The organism is Sphaerisporangium sp. NPDC049003, assembly GCF_043197795.1.
GTDB lineage: Bacteria > Actinomycetota > Actinomycetes > Streptosporangiales > Streptosporangiaceae > Sphaerisporangium.
The window spans coordinates 23,945-43,266 of sequence record NZ_JBICTU010000035.1; the positions used below are offsets into that span (position 1 = coordinate 23,945).

Consider the following 19,322-nt stretch of genomic DNA (forward strand, 5'->3'; position numbering starts at 1 on the left):
GGCCAGTTCCGGCTGCCGTGGATCGCAACCCAACATGAGAGATCTGCTGTGGCCGACCGCTTGATCGTTCGTGGCGCCCGCGAACACAATCTCAAGGACGTCTCGCTTGACCTGCCGCGAGACGCTCTCATCGTCTTCACCGGGCTCTCCGGCTCGGGCAAGTCCAGCCTGGCCTTCGACACCATCTTCGCCGAGGGCCAGAGACGCTATGTCGAGTCGCTCTCGTCGTACGCCAGGCAGTTCCTCGGGCAGATGGACAAGCCCGATGTCGACTTCATCGAGGGCCTGTCGCCGGCCGTCTCCATCGACCAGAAGTCGACCTCCCGCAACCCCCGTTCCACCGTCGGCACGATCACCGAGGTCTACGACTACCTGCGCCTTCTTTGGGCGCGCATCGGCAAGCCCCACTGCCCGGCCTGTGGCCGTCCCATCGCCCGGCAGACCCCGCAGCAGATCGTCGACCGCGTCCTCGAACTCCCCGAGGGCACCCGGTTCCAGGTCATCGCCCCGGTGATCCGCGGGCGCAAGGGCGAGTACGCCGAGCTGTTCCGCGAGCTGCAGACCAAGGGCTTCGCGCGCGCCCGCGTCGACGGCACGGTCGTCCGGCTGGAGGAGCCGCCGACCCTGAAGAAGTACGAGAAGCACGACATCGAGGTGATCGTCGACCGGCTCTCGGTGAAGGACGGCGCGCGCCGGCGCCTCACCGACTCGGTGGAGACCGCGCTGCAACTGTCGGGCGGCACGATCACGCTCGACTTCGTCGACCTCCCCGAGGACGACCCTGGTCGCGAGCGGTTCTACTCCGAGCACCTCTACTGCCCCTACGACGACCTGTCGTTCGAGGAACTGGAGCCGCGCTCCTTCTCGTTCAACTCGCCCTTCGGCGCCTGCCCCGACTGCACCGGCCTCGGCACCCGCATGGAGGTCGACCCCGACCTCGTGGTGCCCGACCCCGAGAAGTCCCTGGGCGACGGCGCCATCTCCCCGTGGTCCGGCGGCCACACCAGCGACTACTTCATCCGGCTGGTCGAGGCCCTCGGCCACGCCATCGGGTTCGACCTCGACACGGCCTGGGAGCGGCTGCCCAAGCAGGCGCAGAAGGCGCTGCTGCGCGGCCACGACGAGCAGGTCCACGTCCGCTACAGCAACCGCTACGGCAGGCAGCGCTCCTACTACACGACCTTCGAGGGCGTGATCCCGTGGGTGCAGCGCCGGCACGCCGAGGCCGAGAGCGACTCCACGCGCGAGCGGTTCGAGGGCTTCATGCGGGAGATCCCCTGCCCCACCTGCAAGGGCGCCCGCCTCAAGCCCGTCTCGCTCGCGGTCACGGTCAGCGAGTCCTCAATCGCCGACGTGTCGGGCATGTCGATCGGCGAGTGCGCCAAGTTCCTCGGGGGGCTCACCCTCTCCGAGCGTGACAGCCACATCGCCGAGCGGGTCGTCAAGGAGATCAACGCCCGGCTGGGCTTCCTGCTCGACGTCGGACTCGACTACCTCACCCTCGACCGCGCGGCGGGCACGCTCGCCGGTGGAGAGGCCCAGCGCATCCGTCTGGCGACCCAGATCGGGTCGGGTCTGGTGGGCGTGCTGTACGTCCTCGACGAGCCGTCGATCGGCCTGCACCAGCGCGACAACCAGCGGTTGCTCGACACGCTGATCCGCCTGCGCGACATGGGCAACACGCTGATCGTCGTCGAGCACGACGAGGACACGATCGCCGCCGCCGACTGGGTGGTCGACATCGGTCCCGGCGCGGGCGAGCACGGGGGCCAGGTCGTGGTGTCCGGCACCGTGGAAGACCTGCTGGCCAGCGAGGACTCCCTGACCGGCGCCTACATCTCCGGGCGCAGGAGCATCGACCTGCCCGCCGCCCGGCGAAAGCGCGACTCCAAGCGCAAGCTGGTGGTCAAGGGCGCCCGTGAGCACAACCTCAAGGGCGTCGACGTCGAGTTCCCGCTGGGCGTGTTCACCGCGGTGACCGGTGTGTCGGGCTCGGGCAAGTCCACACTGGTCAACGACATCCTGTACAACGCCCTGGCCAAGGAGCTCAACGGCGCGAAGACCGTGCCGGGCAGGCACTCCCGGGTCACCGGCACCGACCAGGTCGACAAGGTGGTCCACGTCGACCAGAGCCCTATCGGCCGCACGCCGAGGTCCAACCCCGCGACCTACACCGGGGTGTTCGACCATGTGCGCAAGCTGTTCGCGCAGACGACCGAGGCCAAGATCCGCGGCTATCTTCCGGGCCGGTTCAGCTTCAACGTCAAGGGCGGGCGCTGCGAGGCGTGCTCCGGCGACGGCACCATCAAGATCGAGATGAACTTCCTGCCTGACGTCTACGTCCCGTGCGAGGTATGCCACGGCGCCCGTTACAACCGGGAGACCCTGGAGGTCCACTACAAGGGCAAGACGATCTCCGAGGTCCTCGACATGTCGATCGAGGAGGCGCTTGCGTTCTTCGACGCCATCCCGGCGATCAAGCGGCACCTGAAGACCCTCAACGACGTCGGCCTCGGGTACGTCCGGCTGGGCCAGCCGGCGACCACCCTGTCCGGCGGCGAGGCGCAGCGCGTCAAGCTCGCCTCCGAGCTCCAGCGGCGGTCCACGGGCCGCACCGTCTACGTGCTCGACGAGCCCACCACCGGTCTCCACTTCGAGGACATCCGCAAACTGCTCGGCGTGCTCGGCCGCCTGGTCGACAGCGGCAACACGGTCATCGTGATCGAGCACAACCTCGACGTCATCAAGACCGCCGACTGGGTCATCGACATGGGCCCCGAGGGCGGCTCCCGTGGCGGGCTCGTGCTCGCCACCGGCACCCCCGAGCAGGTCGCCCGCATCGAGGACAGCCACACCGGCCGCTTCCTCAGCAAGATCCTCGGAGGCTGACCCCCTTCCGCTCGCCCACCCCACCCCACGCCGCACGGCGGCCTGGCCGTGGGGTGGAGATCGGGTTCGTTTGACCTGCGCGTTATGCGTAATTGTCCATACTTCCTTGGGTTACTTGTCGCGCAAGCTGAACCATGTCGGGGCGCGAGCCGTAGCTGAGATAACAGACCTCTAGGAAGGCGAATATGACGGACACGGATACGACACGGCGTGCGGTGATGCTGGGCGCGAGTGGTGCGGGCCTGGCCGTGGTGCTGACCGCCTGCGGCGGGTATGACTCATCGACCTCGGTCGGCAGCGGCGATTCCGCCGCGGATCCCGCTCCGGCGTCCTCCGCCGGTGAAGCCGCGGGCGACGCGGCCGGGGGCTCCAGCGGTCTGGCGAAGGCGAGCGACATCCCCAAGGGGGGCGGCAAGATCTTCAAGAAGGAGAAGATCGTCGTCACGCAGCCCAACGACGGTGAGTTCAAGGCGTTCAGCGCCATCTGCACCCACCAGGGATGTCCGGTCGGGTCCGTCTCCGACGGCACCATCAACTGCCCGTGTCACGGCAGCAAGTTCAACATCGCCGACGGTTCGGTCGTCAACGGGCCGGCGAGCGAGCCCCTGGCCGAGAAGCAGATCAAGGTCGAGGGCGGTTCCATCAGCCTTGCCTGAGGTCGCCTCTCGGAACGCGCTCGCGAACGGGCGGGGGTGAAGGGCACCGGCCCTTCACCCCCGCCCGTTCGTACTGCGAGACCCGGCGCCGCCGGTCGCGGGGCGGTGCTCTTCGGGGGCTCGGGGGTGGCGTGTGAGGTTTTGCGGGACGCTGACCTATGGCGGGCGGGGGTTCCCGGGCGGATGTGATCGCATTCGCTGTGGGAGGAGCCATGCGGGTGCGCGGCGGGGGATACCTGCTGCTTTCGGTGATCGTGTCGGCCTGGTCGGCGTTCGTCGCCGCCCGGCATGCCTGGACGGGTGACTGGCATCTCCACGTGGCCACCGTCCGGGCCCTGGCCCAGCATCCCCTGGCGCCCGAGGACCCGCTGGTCGGCGGGCACGTGCGGAGCCCGTACTTCACGCCGTACACGTTGCTGCTCGCCCTCGTCTCACGGACGACCGGCGTGGGGCCCGAAGCCGTCCTTTCGTGGGCGGGCGTGGCGAACATCGGGCTGCTGCTGTGGGGGATGCGCGCGTTCTGCCGCCGCCTCGGCGAGCGTACGGCGACGGCCGTGCTGGCCGTGGTCTTCGTCCTGTTGCTCTGGGGGACACGGCCCTTCGCGTGGAGCGGGTTCGCGCCGATGGCCTCGCTGTCGTTCACCCAGGCCTATCCGTCCACAGTAGCCCTGGCGCTCATGTTGGCGTGCCTGGCGGTGCTGCTGCGCTTCCGCGAGGAGGGCCGCCTGGCCGACCTGGCCCGCCTGGTCGTGCTCGCGGCGCTGATCCTGCTGGTGCATCCCTTCACCGCCGCCGAGACGGCCTTCGTGGCCACCGCCTTCCTGCTCGCCCGGCCCGGCGCCTGGACCAGGAGGCGGCTGTTCGCGCTCGCGTGCGCGGGCATCGGCGCCCTCGCCCTCGCGGCGCTCTGGCCGTACGCCGGGATGTCGTCGCTGGCGCGGGCGGGATCGGGCTTCTCGCACATCCACTCGACGCTCGTCGCGGACGCCTTCGGGAAGTACTGGCTGGTCCTGGTGGGGATACCGGCCCTGTGGCACGGCGTGCGGCTGCCACTCGGGCGCGAGCTGGCCGTGGGATTCGCGGCAGGGACGGCGGTGGTGATCGTCGCGGTGCTCCTCGGGCGGTACGAGTTCACCAGGCTCATCCCGGTCGTCGCGCTGATGTCCCATCTGGCCCTCGCCCGCTGCCTGGGGGACCGGGCGGCGGGCTGGAGGCCGTACGGCGCCGTGACGGCCACGGCCTGCGTGGCCGGCCTGTGCGGCGCGGCGCCGGGGATCGCCCGCGCCCTGCCCCCGCGGGTTCCCGCGACCCTGGTCCCTGCCACGGTGATCGAGCACTGGCCGGGCGGGAGGGCCGACCACGGCGCCGAGTTCGCCCGGCCGTACGTGCGCGAGGGCGACGTCGTGATGGCCAGGCACGCCGCGGCCACGCGCATGCTCGTGGGATGGGGCGTGCGGGCGGTCGCCCCGCCCTACCCCTATCCGTTCCTCGCCGACGAGGCGGAGCGTCGCCGGGCGCAGCGGCGCATGTTCGCGGGCGGGACCCCGCGCGAGGAGCGGCTGGCCCTCGCCGACCGGTACGGCGTACGGTGCCTGCTCGGCCGCCGGCCGCCCGAGGTGCCTGGGTTCGTCCCGGTGGCCGCCTCCGGCCCGGAAACGCTGGCCTGCAGACGGTGACGGCTCGCTCGGCATCCGCTCACCACAGGTGTGCGGGAACCGGTCGTGTCAAGGGTCCGAGCAGGGATCTCCACCACCTCTGTCAGGCCCCTATGTGGCGCTGGATCGCCTTATTCTGTCGGCAGGTCCGGATAGGCTTTCAGTGTGGCAAGACCCGCGAACACCCCCTTGAGTTTTCGCCCCGAGCCGGGGTCGATCCCCGAGTCCCCGGGCGTCTACCGCTTCAGGGACGCCCATGGCCGGGTCATCTATGTCGGCAAGGCCAAGAGCCTGCGGCAGCGCCTCAACTCCTACTTCGCCGACTTCGCCGGTCTGCATCCGCGCACCCAGACGATGCTCACCGCGGCCGAGGGCGTCGACTGGACCGTCGTCGGCACCGAGGTCGAGGCCCTCCAGCTCGAATACTCCTGGATCAAGGAGTTCGATCCCCGGTTCAATGTCAAATACCGGGACGACAAGTCCTATCCCTTCCTCGCCGTCACGATGGGCGACGACTTCCCCCGGGTGCAGGTTCTGCGCGGCGCCAAGCGCAAGGGCACGCGTTACTTCGGGCCGTACTCCCACGCGTGGGCGATCCGCGAGACCGTCGACCTGCTGCTCCGCGTGTTCCCCGTGCGCACCTGCTCGGCGGGGGTGTTCAAGCGAGCCGGGCAGATCGGGCGGCCGTGCCTGCTGGGCTATATCGACAAGTGCTCCGCCCCGTGCGTCGGCAGGGTGACCGAGGAGGAGCACCGCCGGCTCGCCGAGGATTTCTGCGACTTCATGGCGGGCAACACCAGCCGGTTCATCAAGCGGCTGGAGCGCGAGATGCGCGAGGCCGCCTCCGCCGAGGAGTTCGAAAGGGCCGCGCGACTCCGCGACGACATCCAGGCGCTCCAGCGTGCCCTCGAAAAGCAGGCCGTGGTGCTCGGAGAGGGCACCGACTGCGACGTGGTCGCGCTCGCCGAAGATCCGCTGGAGGCGGCCGTCCAGGTCTTCTACGTGCGCGGAGGGCGCATCCGCGGCCAGCGCGGCTGGGTCGTGGACAAGGTGGAGGAGTCCTCCCCTGGCGAGCTGGTGGAGCACTTCCTGCTGCAGATGTACGGCGAGGCGTCTCCCGAGGCGGTGCCCCGCGAGGTCCTGGTGGCGGCCCTCCCGCCCGAGGTCGACGCGGTCGCCGAGCTGCTCACCGAGCAGCGCGGCGCGAGGGTCGAGGTGCGGGTGCCCCAGCGTGGCGACAAGAAGACCCTGATGGAGACCGTCGAGCGCAACGCCAAGGAGTCGCTGGCCCAGCACAAGCTGCGCAGGGCGAGCGATCTCACCACCCGCAGCCGGGCGCTTCAGGAGATCGCCGACGCCCTCGACCTCGACCAGGCCCCGCTGCGCATCGAGTGCTACGACGTGTCCCACCTGATGGGGGACGACGTCGTGGCCTCGATGGTGGTGTTCGAGGACGGCCTCGCCCGCAAGAGCGAGTACCGCAGGTTCGCGATCCGGGGCACGGCCGGTCAGGGCGACGTCGCCTCGATCTACGAGGTGATCTCCCGGCGGTTCAAGCGTCACCTGGAGGAGCGGGCGGCGAGCGGCGAGCTCGATCCCGAGCCCATCGACCCTGAGACGGGCAAGCCGCGCAGGTTCGCCTATCCGCCCAATCTCGTCGTGGTCGACGGCGGCCCCGCTCAGGTGGCGGCGGCGCAGCGGGCGCTCGACGAGCTCGGGGTCGACGAGGTCTCGGTGAGCGGGCTGGCCAAGCGGCTCGAAGAGGTCTGGCTACCCGGCGACGACCAGCCTGTCATCCTGCCCCGGAGCAGCGAAGGGCTCTATCTTCTACAGAGGGTGCGCGATGAGGCTCATCGATTCGCCATCACCTACCATCGATCAAAACGCGCAAAGTCTGTCAAAGAGAGCGCTCTGGACGAGATTCGCGGGCTCGGGTCGGCACGCAAGCAGGCTTTGCTGAAGCGCTTCGGATCCGTCAAACGGTTGCAGGGGGCCTCCGTAGACGAGATCCGCGAGGTTCCTGGCATCGGGCTTTCGACGGCCGAGGCGATCGTTGCGGCGCTGAAGGGGGAGGGAACGTGACTGAGAACACCAGCGGAAACGACAATGACCACGAAACCTCACGGCCGCGCTCCGGCGCGCCGCGAGACCGCAAGGGGGCGGTGAGCGAGACAGCGTTCGTCATCGTCACCGGCATGTCCGGGGCCGGGCGGAGCACGGCGGCCAAGGCCCTGGAGGATCTGGGCTGGTTCGTCATCGACAACCTGCCGCCGGGCATGCTGTTCGCCATGGCCGAGGAGGCCGGGAAGGTCAAGCTCGACACCGACAAGGTGGCCGCCGTCGTCGACGTGCGCAGCCTGGCCTTCACCACCGACCTCAACACCGCCATCGAGGAGCTGGAGGCGCGCGGCGTCGCGGTGCGCGTCGTCTTCCTCGAAGCCAGCGACGAGGAGCTCGTCCGCCGTTTCGAGAACGTCCGGCGCCCGCACCCGCTCCAGGGCGAGGGGCGGCTGGTCGACGGCATCGCCAGGGAGCGCGGCATCCTGCGGGAGGTCCGGGCCAACGCCGACCTGGTCATCGACACCTCGTCGCACAACGTGCACGAGCTGCGCGGCAAGATCGTCTCGTTCTTCGGCGGCGAAGACCGTCCCGGCCTGCGGGTCAACGTCGTGTCCTTCGGGTTCAAGTACGGCCTGCCGGTGGACGCCGATCTGGTGGTCGACTGCCGGTTCCTGCCGAACCCCCACTGGGTGCCCGAACTGCGTCCTATGAACGGCCTCGACGCCCCCGTGCGCGAGTACGTCCTGAACCAGCCGGGCGCCAAGGAGTTCCTGGACGCCTACGAGGAGGTTCTCCGCGTCGTCGCCACCGGTTACGTCCGCGAGGGCAAGGGCTACGCCACCCTCGCGGTGGGCTGCACCGGAGGCAAGCACCGGAGCGTGGCCATGTCCGAGCAGATCGGCGCCCGACTGCGCGATCGGGGCATGGAAGTGCAGGTGAGCCATCGGGATGTGGGCCGCGAGTGAGCGATCGAAACGGGGCACCCGCGGGCACCTCCCGTGGTGAGGTCCCGCCAGGCGGGGGATCAGACTGCGAAACCGAAGAGGGCGCGCACCCGGGCGCTGCCGGGCCGAGGATCTTCGAGCCGGACAGGATCCCGCCGAAGGAGGCCGCCGGCCGTGAGGACAAGCTGACCCGGCCGCAGGAGACCGGCGACCCTGAGCGGAAGCCGACCTCGGAGGAGATCAGTGCCCGTCGGGGGAGACTGACCTCGTCGCAGGAGACCGGCGTCCGAGAGGGGAAGCTGATCTCAGAAAAGCCGGGCGTTCGTGAGGGGAAGCCGAGGTCGGAGGAGGTCGGCGGGTCTGAGGGGAAGCCGAGGTCGGAGGAGGTCGGCGGGTCTGAGGGGAAGCCGAGGTCGGAGGAGATCGGCGGTCTTGAGGGGAGGTTCGGCTCGCTGGAGGAGGTCTGGAACGGTGAGGGGAAGCCGGCGCGGGGTGGGCGTGAGGTGCGGGTGGTGGCCTTCGGTGGTGGGCACGGCCTGTACGCGTCCCTGTCGGCCCTGAGGCGGGTCACCGGCGAGCTGACGGCGGTGGTGACGGTCGCCGATGACGGGGGCTCCAGCGGGCGGCTCAGGCGCGAGCTGGGCGTCCTTCCCCCCGGTGACCTGCGCATGGCGCTGGCCGCCCTGTGCGGAGACGACGACTGGGGCCAGACCTGGAGCAAGGTGGTCCAGCACCGCTTCCGCAGCGAGGGCCAGTTACACGGCCACGCCGTCGGCAACCTTTTGATCGTGGCGCTCTGGGAGCTGCTCGATGACCCGGTGGCCGGGCTCGACTGGGTCGGCCGCCTGCTGGGGGCGCACGGCCGGGTGCTGCCGATGGCGTCGGTCCCGATCGACATCGAGGCCGAGGTGGAGCTCGACGGCAGGGTGACGGTCGTCCGGGGGCAGGTCGCCTGCGCGGTGACGCCCGGCAACGTCCAGGCGATCTCCCTGGTGCCCGCCGACCCGCCCGCCTGTCCCGAGGCGGTGGAGGCGGTGCGCGGCGCCGACTGGGTCGTGTTCGGCCCGGGGTCGTGGTTCACCAGCGTGCTGCCCCACCTGAAGGTGCCCCAGCTCGCCGAGGCGCTGCACACCACCGGCGCGCGGCGGCTGGTCGCGCTGAACCTGGCGCCGCAGCCGGGGGAGACCGACGGCTTCTCCGCCGAGAAGCACCTGCAGGTGCTGCGCCAGCACGCCCCCGACCTCACGGTCGACGTCGTGCTGGCCGATCACGGGGTGGTGGAGGAGCGTGACGAGCTGGAGAAGGCCGCCGACGCCCTCGGCGGGCGGCTGGTGCTCGCCGACGTGGCGGCCTCCGACGGCTCCCCGAGGCATGATGCACGACGGCTTGCCTCGGTCCTGGACGAGATTTTCCGTGGGAAGCGTTGATCCTGGTCAGCGCGCCCACGGGGTGCGAGAGACTTGCCGGGGGCCGATGGAGCCGCGTCGGGCGGAGTCAACGTCCACGGGGCGCGAGGATGCGGCTTCGACCATGAGACGCGTCTGTTTGGGGGAGGACACAGGCACATGGCCATGACGGGTGTGGTGAAGGACGAGCTGAGCCGGCTTGCGGTGCTGAAGCCTTGCTGCCGTAAGGCCGAGGTGTCGACATTGCTTCGGTTCGCGAGCGGGCTGCACCTTGTGGGCGGGCGCATCGTCATCGAGGCGGAGCTCGACACCAATGTCACCGCTCGACGTCTGATCAAGGACATCGGCGAGGTGTTCGGGCACAAGGCCGAGGTGCTGGTGCTCGCGCCGGCCGGCCTGCGCAAGGGGTCGAGATATGTGGTCCGGGTTTACCGTGACGGCGAGGCGCTGGCCCGCCAGACCGGTTTGATCGACAACCACGGGCGGCCTGTGCGCGGGCTGCCGCGCCAGGTGGTGTCTGGGGCGACGTGCGACGCAGAGGCCGCGTGGCGGGGGGCCTTCCTCGCGCACGGCTCGCTGACCGAGCCGGGCCGTTCGATGTCGCTGGAGGTGACCTGCCCCGGGCCGGAGGCGGCGCTGGCGCTGGTAGGTTCGGCGCGGCGGCTGAAGATCCACGCCAAGGCGCGGGAGGTGCGCGGGGTCGACCGGGTGGTGGTCAGAGACGGCGACGCGATCAGCGCGCTGCTCACCCGCCTCGGGGCCCACGACAGCGTGCTGGCCTGGGAGGAGCGCCGGATGCGCCGCGAGGTGCGTGCCACGGCCCACCGGCTGGCCAACTTCGACGACGCGAACCTGCGCAGGTCGGCCCGTGCGGCGGTGGCCGCGGGAGCGCGGGTGCAGCGGGCGCTGGAGATCCTCGGTGACGACGCCCCCGAGCACCTGGTGATCGCCGGGCGGCTGCGGGTGGAGCACAAGCAGGCCTCGCTGGAGGAACTGGGTCAGATCGCCGATCCTCCGCTGACCAAGGACGCCATCGCCGGCCGGATCCGGCGGCTGCTCGCCATGGCCGACAAGCGGGCCTCCGACCTCGGCATCGCCAGCACCGACGCCAACCTCACCGCCGAAATGCTCGCCCCGTGACCCCGTGCGCACCGCTTCCCTGACCGATTCGGCGTGACCATCGTGACCCTGTACGCACCAGGTCCCTTGACCGGCGTGGCTACGCACGGGGTTCCCTGGTCGTATGGGGCGTGACCATCGTGACCCTGTACGCACCAGGTCCCCTGACCGGCGTGGCTACTCACCAGGTTCCCTGGTCGTATCGGGCGTGACGATCGGGATCGCGGCAACGCCGGTCCACCGAGCGGTTCGGGTGCGGTCCGAGGTCGGGCCGTGCTGTTCGCCGGCCGGTTCCAGCAGGCTGTCCTGGCTCCGGGCGTGCCGGTTCGACGGCCGGCTCCGGCATGACCTTTGTGCCGTGGGCACGCCGGTCCGTTGGCCGCTTCGGGTGGGGTCTTGGTGCTCGGGCCTGGCTGGTCCGTGGGCCTGGTGCGAGTGGGGTCGTTGTGACTCGGGCCTCGTCCGTTCGCCGGCTGGTTCGGCGATGGTCTTCGGGGTTCCCGGACGCGTCGGCTTCGGGGCGGGGTCGGCTCGGGTGATCGTGGTGGCGGGTGGGGGTGGTCGGGCCTCTGAGCTGGGAGGATGTCGTGGTGTACGGGCGGGGCTCGCAAAGGGGAGAGCCACGTGGTCTACACCAATTATTACCCGGTAGGGTTATCTGAGGTTTCAGCCCGCCATGGCGCCGGCAGGCCGGCGCACGAAGTTCGAGGAGATCTGTTTCCGTGAGCATCCGCGTAGGCATCAACGGCTTCGGCCGTATCGGCCGCAACTTCTGGCGAGCCGTAGCGGCCAGCGGTAAGGACATCGAGGTCGTCGCGGTCAACGACCTGACCGACAACGCCACCCTTGCCCACCTGCTCAAGTACGACAGCATTCTTGGCCGCCTGCCGTACGAGGTGAAGAGCAGCGCCGACGAGATCACCGTCGACGGCAAGGCGATCAAGGTGTTCGCCGAGCGCGACCCTGCCAAGCTGCCCTGGGGCGAGCTGGGCGTCGACGTGGTCGTGGAGTCCACCGGCCTGTTCACCGACGCCGCCAAGGCTCGGGTCCACGCCGACAACGGCGCCAAGAAGGTCATCATCTCCGCCCCCGCGAAGGGCGAGGACATCACCATCGTCATGGGCGTCAACCACGACCTGTACGACCCCTCGGCGCACACGATCATCTCCAACGCCTCCTGCACGACCAACTGCCTGGCCCCCATGGCGAAGGTCATCAACGACACCTTCGGCATCGAGAAGGGTCTGATGACCACGATCCACGCCTACACCCAGGACCAGAACCTGCAGGACGGCCCCCACAAGGACCTGCGCCGCGCCCGCGCCGCCGCCCTGAACATCGTGCCGACCTCCACCGGCGCCGCCAAGGCGATCGGCCTGGTGCTCCCCGAGCTCAAGGGCAAGCTCGACGGCTTCGCGCTGCGGGTGCCGATCCCCACCGGCTCGGCCACCGACCTGACCGTCGACGTCAGCCGTGAGACCTCCGTCGAAGAGGTCAACGCCGCGATCAAGGCCGCCGCCGAGGGCCCGCTGCGCGGTTTCCTCACCTACACCGAGGACGAGATCGTGTCGTCCGACATCGTCACCGACCCCTCCTCCTGCATCTTCGACGCCGGTCTGACCAAGGTCATCGGCAACCAGGTGAAGGTCGTCGGCTGGTACGACAACGAGTGGGGTTACTCCAACCGCCTCGGTGACCTCATCGAGCTGGTGGGCGCGCAGCTCTGATGCGGACCATCGACTCCCTCGACGTCAAGGGTCGGCGCGTGCTCGTGCGCGCCGACCTCAACGTCCCCCTCGACGGGGACACCATCACCGACGACGGCCGCATCCGCGCCTCGGTCCCGACGATCACCTCGTTGGCCGAGCGCGGCGCGCGGGTGGTCGTCTGCGCCCACCTCGGCCGTCCCAAGGGCAAGGTCGCGCCGGAGTTCTCGCTGGCTCCGGTGGCCGCGCGGCTGGGTGAGCTGCTCGGCCGCCCGGTGAAGTTCGCCGAGGACGTCGTCGGCGACTCCGCCCGGAGCACCGTCGAGGGCCTGGCCGACGGGGAGGTCGCCCTCCTTGAGAACCTCCGCTTCGAGCCGGGAGAGGAGTCCAAGGACGACGAGGTGCGGGGCGCGTTCGCGGGCCGCCTCGCCGAGCTGGCCGAGCTCTACGTCGGCGACGGGTTCGGCGCGGTGCACCGCAAGCACGCCAGCGTCTACGACGTGCCCAAGCGCCTCCCGCACGCCGCGGGCGGGCTGGTCGTGGCCGAGGTCGAGGTTCTGAAGAAGCTCACCGAGGAGCCCGCCAGGCCGTACGCCGTCGTGCTCGGCGGGGCCAAGGTCTCCGACAAGCTCGGCGTGATCGCGAACCTGCTCGGCAAGGTCGACCGCCTGATCATCGGCGGCGGCATGGCGTACACCTTCCTCAAGGCCCAGGGCCACGAGGTCGGCAACTCCCTGCTGCAGGCCGACCAGCTCGACCAGGTGCGCGGTTTCATCGCCGAGGCCGACAAGCGCGGGGTCGACCTGGTGCTCCCGGTCGACGTGCTGGCCGCGACCGAGTTCGCCGAGGACGCCGAGCACGAGGTGGTCGAGGCGACGGCGATCCCCGCCGACCGCGAGGGCCTCGACATCGGCCCGAAGACCCGCGAGCTGTTCGCGGGCAAGCTGGCCGACGCCGCGACCGTCTTCTGGAACGGCCCGATGGGCGTGTTCGAGTTCGACGCGTTCTCCGGCGGCACCCGTGCGGTGGCCGAGGCGCTGATCGCCTCGGACGCGTTCACCGTGGTCGGTGGTGGCGACTCTGCCGCCGCCGTGCGTAAGCTCGGTCTCCCCGAGGACGGCTTCTCCCACATCTCGACCGGTGGCGGAGCCAGCCTCGAATACCTTGAGGGCAAGACCCTCCCCGGACTCGCCGCCCTGGAGGACTGAGCGATCCATGAGCACTGCCCGCAAGCCGCTCGTCGCCGGCAACTGGAAGATGAACCTCAATCACCTTGAGGCCATCGCACTCGTCCAGAAGCTGGCGTTCACGCTGACCGACAAGGACTTCGACCGCACCGAGGTGGCGGTCCTGCCGCCGTTCACCGATCTGCGCAGCGTGCAGACCCTGGTCGACGGTGACAAGCTCCGCATCGAGTACGGCGCGCAGGACCTGTCCGCCCACGACAGCGGCGCCTACACCGGTGAGATCTCCGGTTCGATGCTCGCCAAGCTGGGCTGCACGTTCGTCCTCGCCGGGCACTCTGAGCGGCGCGAGCACCACCGCGAGGACGACCAGCTCGTCAACGCCAAGGTGCAGGGGGCCTACCGGCACTCGCTCACGCCGATCCTGTGCGTGGGCGAGGGCCTCGCGGTCCGCCAGGCGGGCGGCCAGGTCGCCTACGCCTTGTCGCAGCTCGACGCCGCCCTCAACGGCGTGAAGACCGACCAGGCCAAGTCGCTCGTCGTCGCCTACGAGCCGGTGTGGGCCATCGGCACCGGCGAGGTGGCCACGCCCGACGACGCGCAGGAGGTGTGCGGGGCCATCCGCACGCGACTCGCCGAGCTGTACGACGACGAGGTGGCCGGGGGTGTCCGTATCCTTTACGGTGGGTCGGTCAAGTCCGGCAACATCGCCGGCATCATGGCCCAGCCCGATGTCGACGGAGCCCTGGTCGGTGGCGCGAGCCTGGACCCGGTCGAGTTCGCAAAGATCTGCCGTTTTGGCGAAATGTCGGGCTAGCTGAGCTGTTTCGGAGGTACGAGTTGACATCACGACGTACCCTCGAAGAGAAACTTTGAATCATCACCCCGGCGATCGCCGGGCAGGTCAGGTCGCGCTTCGGCGCGCGTAACAGGGAACAGGTCAACGGTGACTATCGGAATATCCATCGCCCTCATCCTGTCGAGCGCACTCATGGTGCTACTCGTGTTGCTGCACAAGGGCAAGGGTGGTGGCCTCTCGGATCTCTTCGGCGGCGGTTTCACGTCGTCGTTCGGCGGATCCTCGGTCGTGGAGCGGAACCTCGACCGGCTGACGATCATCACCGGCACGATCTGGTTCGTCTGCATCATCGCGCTGGGCCTGCTGCTCAAGCCGTAGCGGACCTACCGGCGTAGTGACCTTACCGGGGGTAACGGTCATTCCCGGAAAGCCTGACAGAGATTCTTTCCCCGTCCGTGGCGGGGCGATCAAGCGAGGAGTTCATCCGTGGGTAGTGGCAACGCGATCCGTGGTAGCCGTGTCGGCGCCGGTCCGATGGGGGAGGCCGAGCGTGGCGAGGCGGCCCCTCGCGTGCGGGTCTCGTTCTGGTGCGCCAACATGCACGAGACGCGTCCGAGTTTCGCCAGTGACGCGGCCGTCCCTGAGTACTGGGACTGCCCTCGATGCGGTCTTCCCGCCGGTCAGGACGAGTCGGCTCCGCCCGCGCCCCCGCGCAACGAGCCGTACAAGACCCACCTGGCCTACGTGAAGGAGCGGCGCAGCGACACCGACGGCGCCGCGATCCTCGCCGAGGCTCTGGAGCGGCTTCGCAACAACCGTTCGCCCTGGTAGGTCTCTGCCGGTAGTGCGTTGAAACGAGCGATGCCCTCGCGGGTGACCCGCGGGGGCATCGTCATCCGGCAGGCCCGCGGGCTCAGGCCGGGCGCTCGTAGACGGCCTCGCCGCCGACGAAGGTCATGGCCACCTTGGTGGTCCAGATCTCCTTGGCCGGCAGGTCGAACGGGTCGCGGTCGAGCACCACCAGGTCGGCGCGGTTGCCCTCCGCGATGACGCCGGCCTCGTCGTCGTGGTTGATCCAGGCCGATCCCGCGGTGTACGCGGTCATCACGGTGGCGAGGTCGAGGCTCTGCCCCGGCAGGAACGGGGTCTGGGCCGTCGGGTAGCCCGCGTGCACCGACCCGCCCGGCTCGGTGCGGTTGACCGCCACGTGCATGCCCTGCAACGGGTCGGCCGAGGAGACCGGCCAGTCGCTGCCCGCGCACAGCCGCGCGCCCGTACGCACGAGGTCGGCGAACGGGTACTGCCAGGACGAGCGCTCCTCCCCGAGGTAGGGGATGCACAGCTCGTCCATCTGCAGGTGGTGGGTCGCCCACAGCGGCTGGAGGTTGGCGGTTACGCCGAGCCGCGCGAAGCGGGGCACATCGGAGGGTTCGACGATCTGCAGGTGGGCGATGTGGTGCCGGTTGCCGGGCGCCGTCCCCTCCAGCGCGTCCAGGGACTCCCGTACGGCGCGCTCGCCGATGGCGTGGAAGTGCACCTGGAAGCCGAGGCGGTCCAGCTCGGCGACGTAGCCCTTGAGCAGGGCCGGGTCCACGTACGACAGGCCGCGCTGGTCGGGGCCGCAGTTGCAGTAGGGCTCGATGACGGCGGCGGTGAAGTTCTCCGCGATGCCGTCCTGCATGATCTTCACCGATCCGGCGGAGAACCGCCCTCCGGTCCGGGAGCGGCGCTCGGTCATCTCCTCGATCTGCTCTGCGCCCCTGGTCCGGTCCCACCACAGGGCGCCGACGACGCGCGCCCTCAGCCGCCCCGAGCCGGCGGCGGACAGGTAGGCAGGGAAGAAGTCGTCGGAACCCGCGTACGAGCCGACGATCGCGTCCTGCCAGCCGGTGATGCCCAGGGAGAACAGGTACGACTGCGCGTCCATCAGGGCCGCGTCGACGTCGCCGGCGGTCGGCCGGGGGGTGAGCAGGCCGACCAGGTCCATGGCGCCCTCGTGCAGGACGCCGCTCGGCGTGCCGTCGGGGTCGCGCTCGATCCGGCCGTCGGCGGGGTCGGGCGTCTCGGCGGTGATCCCGGCGATCGAAAGGGCGCGGGTGTTCACCCAGGCGGCGTGGTGGTCGCGCTGGATCAGGTAGACGGGCCGGTCCACGAAGTCGAGCTGCGTGCGGTGGGGGAGCCCGCCGGGGAAGGCGGCCATGTCCCAGCCGCCGCCGTCGATCCACTTCTTGTCCGGGTGTTCCTTGGCGTACACCGCGACCTTCTGGACGTAGGCGGCGAGGCCGAACACCTCCGACAGCTCGCACTTCGACCGTTCGAGCCCGGCCTGCACCGGGTGGATGTGGGCGTCGGTGAAACCGGGCGTCAGCAGCCTGCCGGCGAGGTCCACCGTCTCGTGGCCGGGGCGCGCCTGACCCGCGACGTCGGCCTCGGCGCCCACGGCGGCGATCCGCCCGTCCCTGACCAGCACCGCCTCGGCGAACGCGTCCGGGCCGGTGGATCCGGGGTGAGCGGGATATGGGGGAGCGACGGGCAGGCGTGTCGAGCCGGTGAACACGCGTCCGCCGCGGAAGAGCAGATCGGTCATCGAGAATCCGGGGTCCCGCGCCCGCAGGGGTGCGGGACCCCTCCTCCTACCTGTTGATCGTGATGGTGGTGGTGCCGGTGTCGCTCGCCGTCGAAGGGTTCGCTCACCGTGGGCGCGCGTCGGCCGGGGGCGGAGCCGACCAGATCTCCGCAGCGGGGAACGCGACCGCTCGTATCGCCACATCCTGCTATATCCGTCGGCCGCTCCGCAGCCTGCCACCGGAAAGCACGGCGATTCACGACACGTCGTATGAAAGCGCGCGTTCAGGAGCAAAGCATGTAAACGAAACCGCCGGCTCATCCCTGTGTAGCAGCTTTGTAACAGTCCGACGGCATTCTGGTGACCAGACAACAGGGGGTTTTGATGGGGTTCTTGCGGATTCGTACCACGGTTGACGAGCGGCCGGGCCGGTTGGCCTCCCTCACCGCCGCGCTCGCGGCCAGGGGCGGCAACATCCTTGGACTCAGCGTCCAACCTGACACCGACGGCACCGTGGACGAGTTCGTCGCGGACATCCCGGCGTCCGCCGAGACCGTGCGCGAGGCCCTGGAGGCGGCGGGCGGCCGGCGCGTGCAGGTCGTGCCCGCCACCGCCCACGAGCTGACCGACGAGCCCACCCGCGTCCTGCTGCTCGCCTCCCGCCTGCGGGCCGCGCCCTGGCGCCTGCCCGAGGTGCTGGCCGACCTGCTGCGGGCCGACGACGCCCGCTGGGTGTACGGGGCCGACATGTCGTCCGACCTGCCGGACCCGACGCTGCTCACCGTGCCCGTCGCCTCGCGCCGCGCCGTCCGGCTCCGCAGGAGCGGGCTCTCGTTCACGCTGACCGAGGCCGCCCGGGCGGCGGCGCTGGTACGGCTGGCGCAGCCTCCGGCCGAGGCCACGGCGGCGGAGCGCCCGGTGCTGCTCAGCGACGGGGTGGAGGTGCAGGTGCGCCCCCTCACCCTCCTCTACCGCGAGGCCGTGCGCGACCTTCACGACCGGTGCTCTCCCGACTCCCGGAGGTTCCGCTACTTCACCTCCATGCCGGCCCTGCCGCCGCGCATGTTCGACCGGCTCTGCGACCGCGACCGGGGGCACTCGCTCGTCGCCGGGTACGACGGCCAGGTGGTGGCCCTCGCCAACCTGATCTTCACCCAGGATCCCGGCATCGCCGAGATGGCGTTCCTGGTCGAGGACCGGTGGCAGGCGCGGGGCCTCGGGGGCGCGCTGGCCCGCATGCTGCTCCAGGAGGCCTGTGACCTCGGCTTCGCGGAGGTCAGGGCGACCCTGCTCTCGGACAACGTGCGCATGCGCCGCCTGCTGCTCTCCCTCGGCGCGACGCTGGCCTACACCGAGGACCCCGGTGTGCTGGAGGCGCGGATGGCCGCGGGCACGCTGGTGCCGGCGACCCGCGACCCGGCCGCGGGATCGCGGCGGTTCACCTGATCACGTGGGGTCCGCTTCGCCCGTACTCGCGCCGGCGCCCGTCTCGCCCGGGGCGGGAGAGGCCGGCGGTGCCGGGGGCGCGGGCGGGACCCCCATGGCGTCGAGCCTGCGCTCTATGCGGTCGAGGCTTTCCTGGATGCGCTCCAGGCGCGAGCCCAGGCCCTGCGCGGGGGTGAACAGGACGGTGTCATCGGCGGGGTTGGCGAGGCGGCGGACCCTGCGGGTCTCCGCTCCCTCGATGAGCTGCTCGCGCACCTGCTGGAGGTCGACCTCCTGGAGCGACAGCACCTGGACGGCGACCCCCTCGCCCTCCCGGACCAGGCCGAGCAGGATGTGCTCGGTGCTGATGTAGTTGTGGTGCAGTTGGAGGGCTTCGCGGAGGGACAGTTCGAGGACCTTCTTGGCGCGCGGGGTGAAGGGGATGTGCGCCCCGGGTGCGCCTTCCCCGGGCCCGACGATCTCCTCGACGTTCGTCCTGACGTCGTCCAGGCTGAGGCCGTGGCCCTTCAGCACCGTCGCCGCGAGCCCCTTGCCCTCGCCCAGGAGGCCGAGGAGCACGTGCTCGGTGCCGATGTAGTCGTGGTTGAGCCGCCTGGCCTCTTCCTGGGCGGCGACCACGGCACGACGGGCGGAATCGGTGAAGCGCTCGAACACGGGAAGCCTCCGCGTGCGTCCGGTGAAAGTCGGCCGGGCCGCTGGCATGGGGGACCGGCTCGGTACGGCTTCCTCCACTATGCGGCAAACAACCCCGCCACGCCCAGGCATCCGAAGGGCACCCTCACCGGGTGAGGCCGGGACGGCCCGGCGTGGTTGAGTCGCGCGGTGAGGGGCCGGCCGGCAGGCGTGCGGATTTCGGGTCGGCGCGGGGGTCGGTGGTGGCGGAACCGTCGT

General features: G+C 70.2%; 14 protein-coding genes and 1 pseudogene. 13 read left to right on the forward strand and 2 right to left on the reverse strand.

The window, feature by feature from the left end; translation table 11 throughout:
* The first annotated feature begins 48 nt into the window (after positions 1-48).
* The 12 genes from uvrA to ACGFIV_RS30935 all read left to right on the forward strand — a co-directional run bounded on the left by uvrA (position 49) and on the right by ACGFIV_RS30935 (position 15,250).
* Positions 49-2,889 carry an excinuclease ABC subunit UvrA gene (uvrA, locus tag ACGFIV_RS30880; protein WP_358558969.1) on the forward strand — a complete coding sequence of 947 codons (2,841 nt, stop codon included), beginning with the start codon at positions 49-51 and terminating at the stop codon, positions 2,887-2,889.
* Between the two features lie 185 nt (positions 2,890-3,074).
* The gene (locus ACGFIV_RS30885; RefSeq protein ID WP_358558968.1) at positions 3,075-3,545 is read left to right on the forward strand and encodes a Rieske (2Fe-2S) protein; all 471 of its coding nucleotides are present in this window, start codon (positions 3,075-3,077) and stop codon (positions 3,543-3,545) included.
* Between the two features lie 212 nt (positions 3,546-3,757).
* Positions 3,758-5,221: a 6-pyruvoyl-tetrahydropterin synthase-related protein gene (locus ACGFIV_RS30890; protein ID WP_392838390.1), complete on the forward strand. Its 1,464-nt coding sequence runs from the start codon at positions 3,758-3,760 to the stop codon at positions 5,219-5,221.
* 168 nt (positions 5,222-5,389) lie between these two features.
* Positions 5,390-7,282, forward strand: a complete 1,893-nt coding sequence (gene uvrC, locus ACGFIV_RS30895) for an excinuclease ABC subunit UvrC (RefSeq protein WP_392838409.1) — start codon at positions 5,390-5,392, stop codon at positions 7,280-7,282.
* A gap of 80 nt (positions 7,283-7,362) precedes the next feature.
* Complete coding sequence (rapZ, locus tag ACGFIV_RS30900; RefSeq protein WP_392838391.1) at positions 7,363-8,226, forward strand: RNase adapter RapZ; 864 nt, start codon at positions 7,363-7,365, stop codon at positions 8,224-8,226.
* 488 nt (positions 8,227-8,714) lie between these two features.
* On the forward strand, positions 8,715-9,632 hold the full coding sequence (gene yvcK, locus ACGFIV_RS30905) for a uridine diphosphate-N-acetylglucosamine-binding protein YvcK (protein WP_358559891.1): 918 nt from the start codon (positions 8,715-8,717) through the stop codon (positions 9,630-9,632).
* 138 nt (positions 9,633-9,770) lie between these two features.
* Positions 9,771-10,751, forward strand: a complete 981-nt coding sequence (whiA, locus tag ACGFIV_RS30910; RefSeq protein ID WP_248965560.1) for a DNA-binding protein WhiA — start codon at positions 9,771-9,773, stop codon at positions 10,749-10,751.
* A 701-nt stretch (positions 10,752-11,452) separates the two neighbouring features.
* Complete coding sequence (gene gap, locus ACGFIV_RS30915; RefSeq protein ID WP_358559879.1) at positions 11,453-12,457, forward strand: type I glyceraldehyde-3-phosphate dehydrogenase; 1,005 nt, start codon at positions 11,453-11,455, stop codon at positions 12,455-12,457.
* Complete coding sequence (locus ACGFIV_RS30920) at positions 12,457-13,644, forward strand: phosphoglycerate kinase (RefSeq protein ID WP_358559881.1); 1,188 nt, start codon at positions 12,457-12,459, stop codon at positions 13,642-13,644. Before gap ends, ACGFIV_RS30920 begins: the two co-directional genes overlap by 1 nt.
* A gap of 7 nt (positions 13,645-13,651) precedes the next feature.
* Positions 13,652-14,437 carry a triose-phosphate isomerase gene (gene tpiA / locus ACGFIV_RS30925; RefSeq protein ID WP_358559883.1) on the forward strand — a complete coding sequence of 262 codons (786 nt, stop codon included), beginning with the start codon at positions 13,652-13,654 and terminating at the stop codon, positions 14,435-14,437.
* A gap of 129 nt (positions 14,438-14,566) precedes the next feature.
* Complete coding sequence (gene secG, locus ACGFIV_RS30930; RefSeq protein ID WP_358559885.1) at positions 14,567-14,797, forward strand: preprotein translocase subunit SecG; 231 nt, start codon at positions 14,567-14,569, stop codon at positions 14,795-14,797.
* 108 nt (positions 14,798-14,905) lie between these two features.
* Positions 14,906-15,250: an RNA polymerase-binding protein RbpA gene (locus tag ACGFIV_RS30935; RefSeq protein ID WP_189163482.1), complete on the forward strand. Its 345-nt coding sequence runs from the start codon at positions 14,906-14,908 to the stop codon at positions 15,248-15,250.
* 82 nt (positions 15,251-15,332) lie between these two features.
* Here ACGFIV_RS30935 and ACGFIV_RS30940 read toward each other — a convergent pair whose 3' ends face one another.
* Positions 15,333-17,006, reverse strand: coding sequence for an amidohydrolase (locus ACGFIV_RS30940; RefSeq protein WP_358559887.1), 1,674 nt, complete (start codon positions 17,004-17,006; stop codon positions 15,333-15,335).
* Positions 17,007-17,369: 363 nt separating this feature from the next.
* Here ACGFIV_RS30940 and ACGFIV_RS30945 point away from each other — a divergent pair, with 363 nt between their 5' ends.
* Positions 17,370-18,431, forward strand: coding sequence for a GNAT family N-acetyltransferase (locus ACGFIV_RS30945; RefSeq protein WP_358559889.1), 1,062 nt, complete (start codon positions 17,370-17,372; stop codon positions 18,429-18,431).
* A gap of 234 nt (positions 18,432-18,665) precedes the next feature.
* Here ACGFIV_RS30945 and ACGFIV_RS30950 read toward each other — a convergent pair.
* Positions 18,666-19,085, reverse strand: a pseudogene (locus ACGFIV_RS30950) (Clp protease N-terminal domain-containing protein); the annotation flags it as partial.
* Between the last annotated feature and the right edge of the window lie 237 nt (positions 19,086-19,322).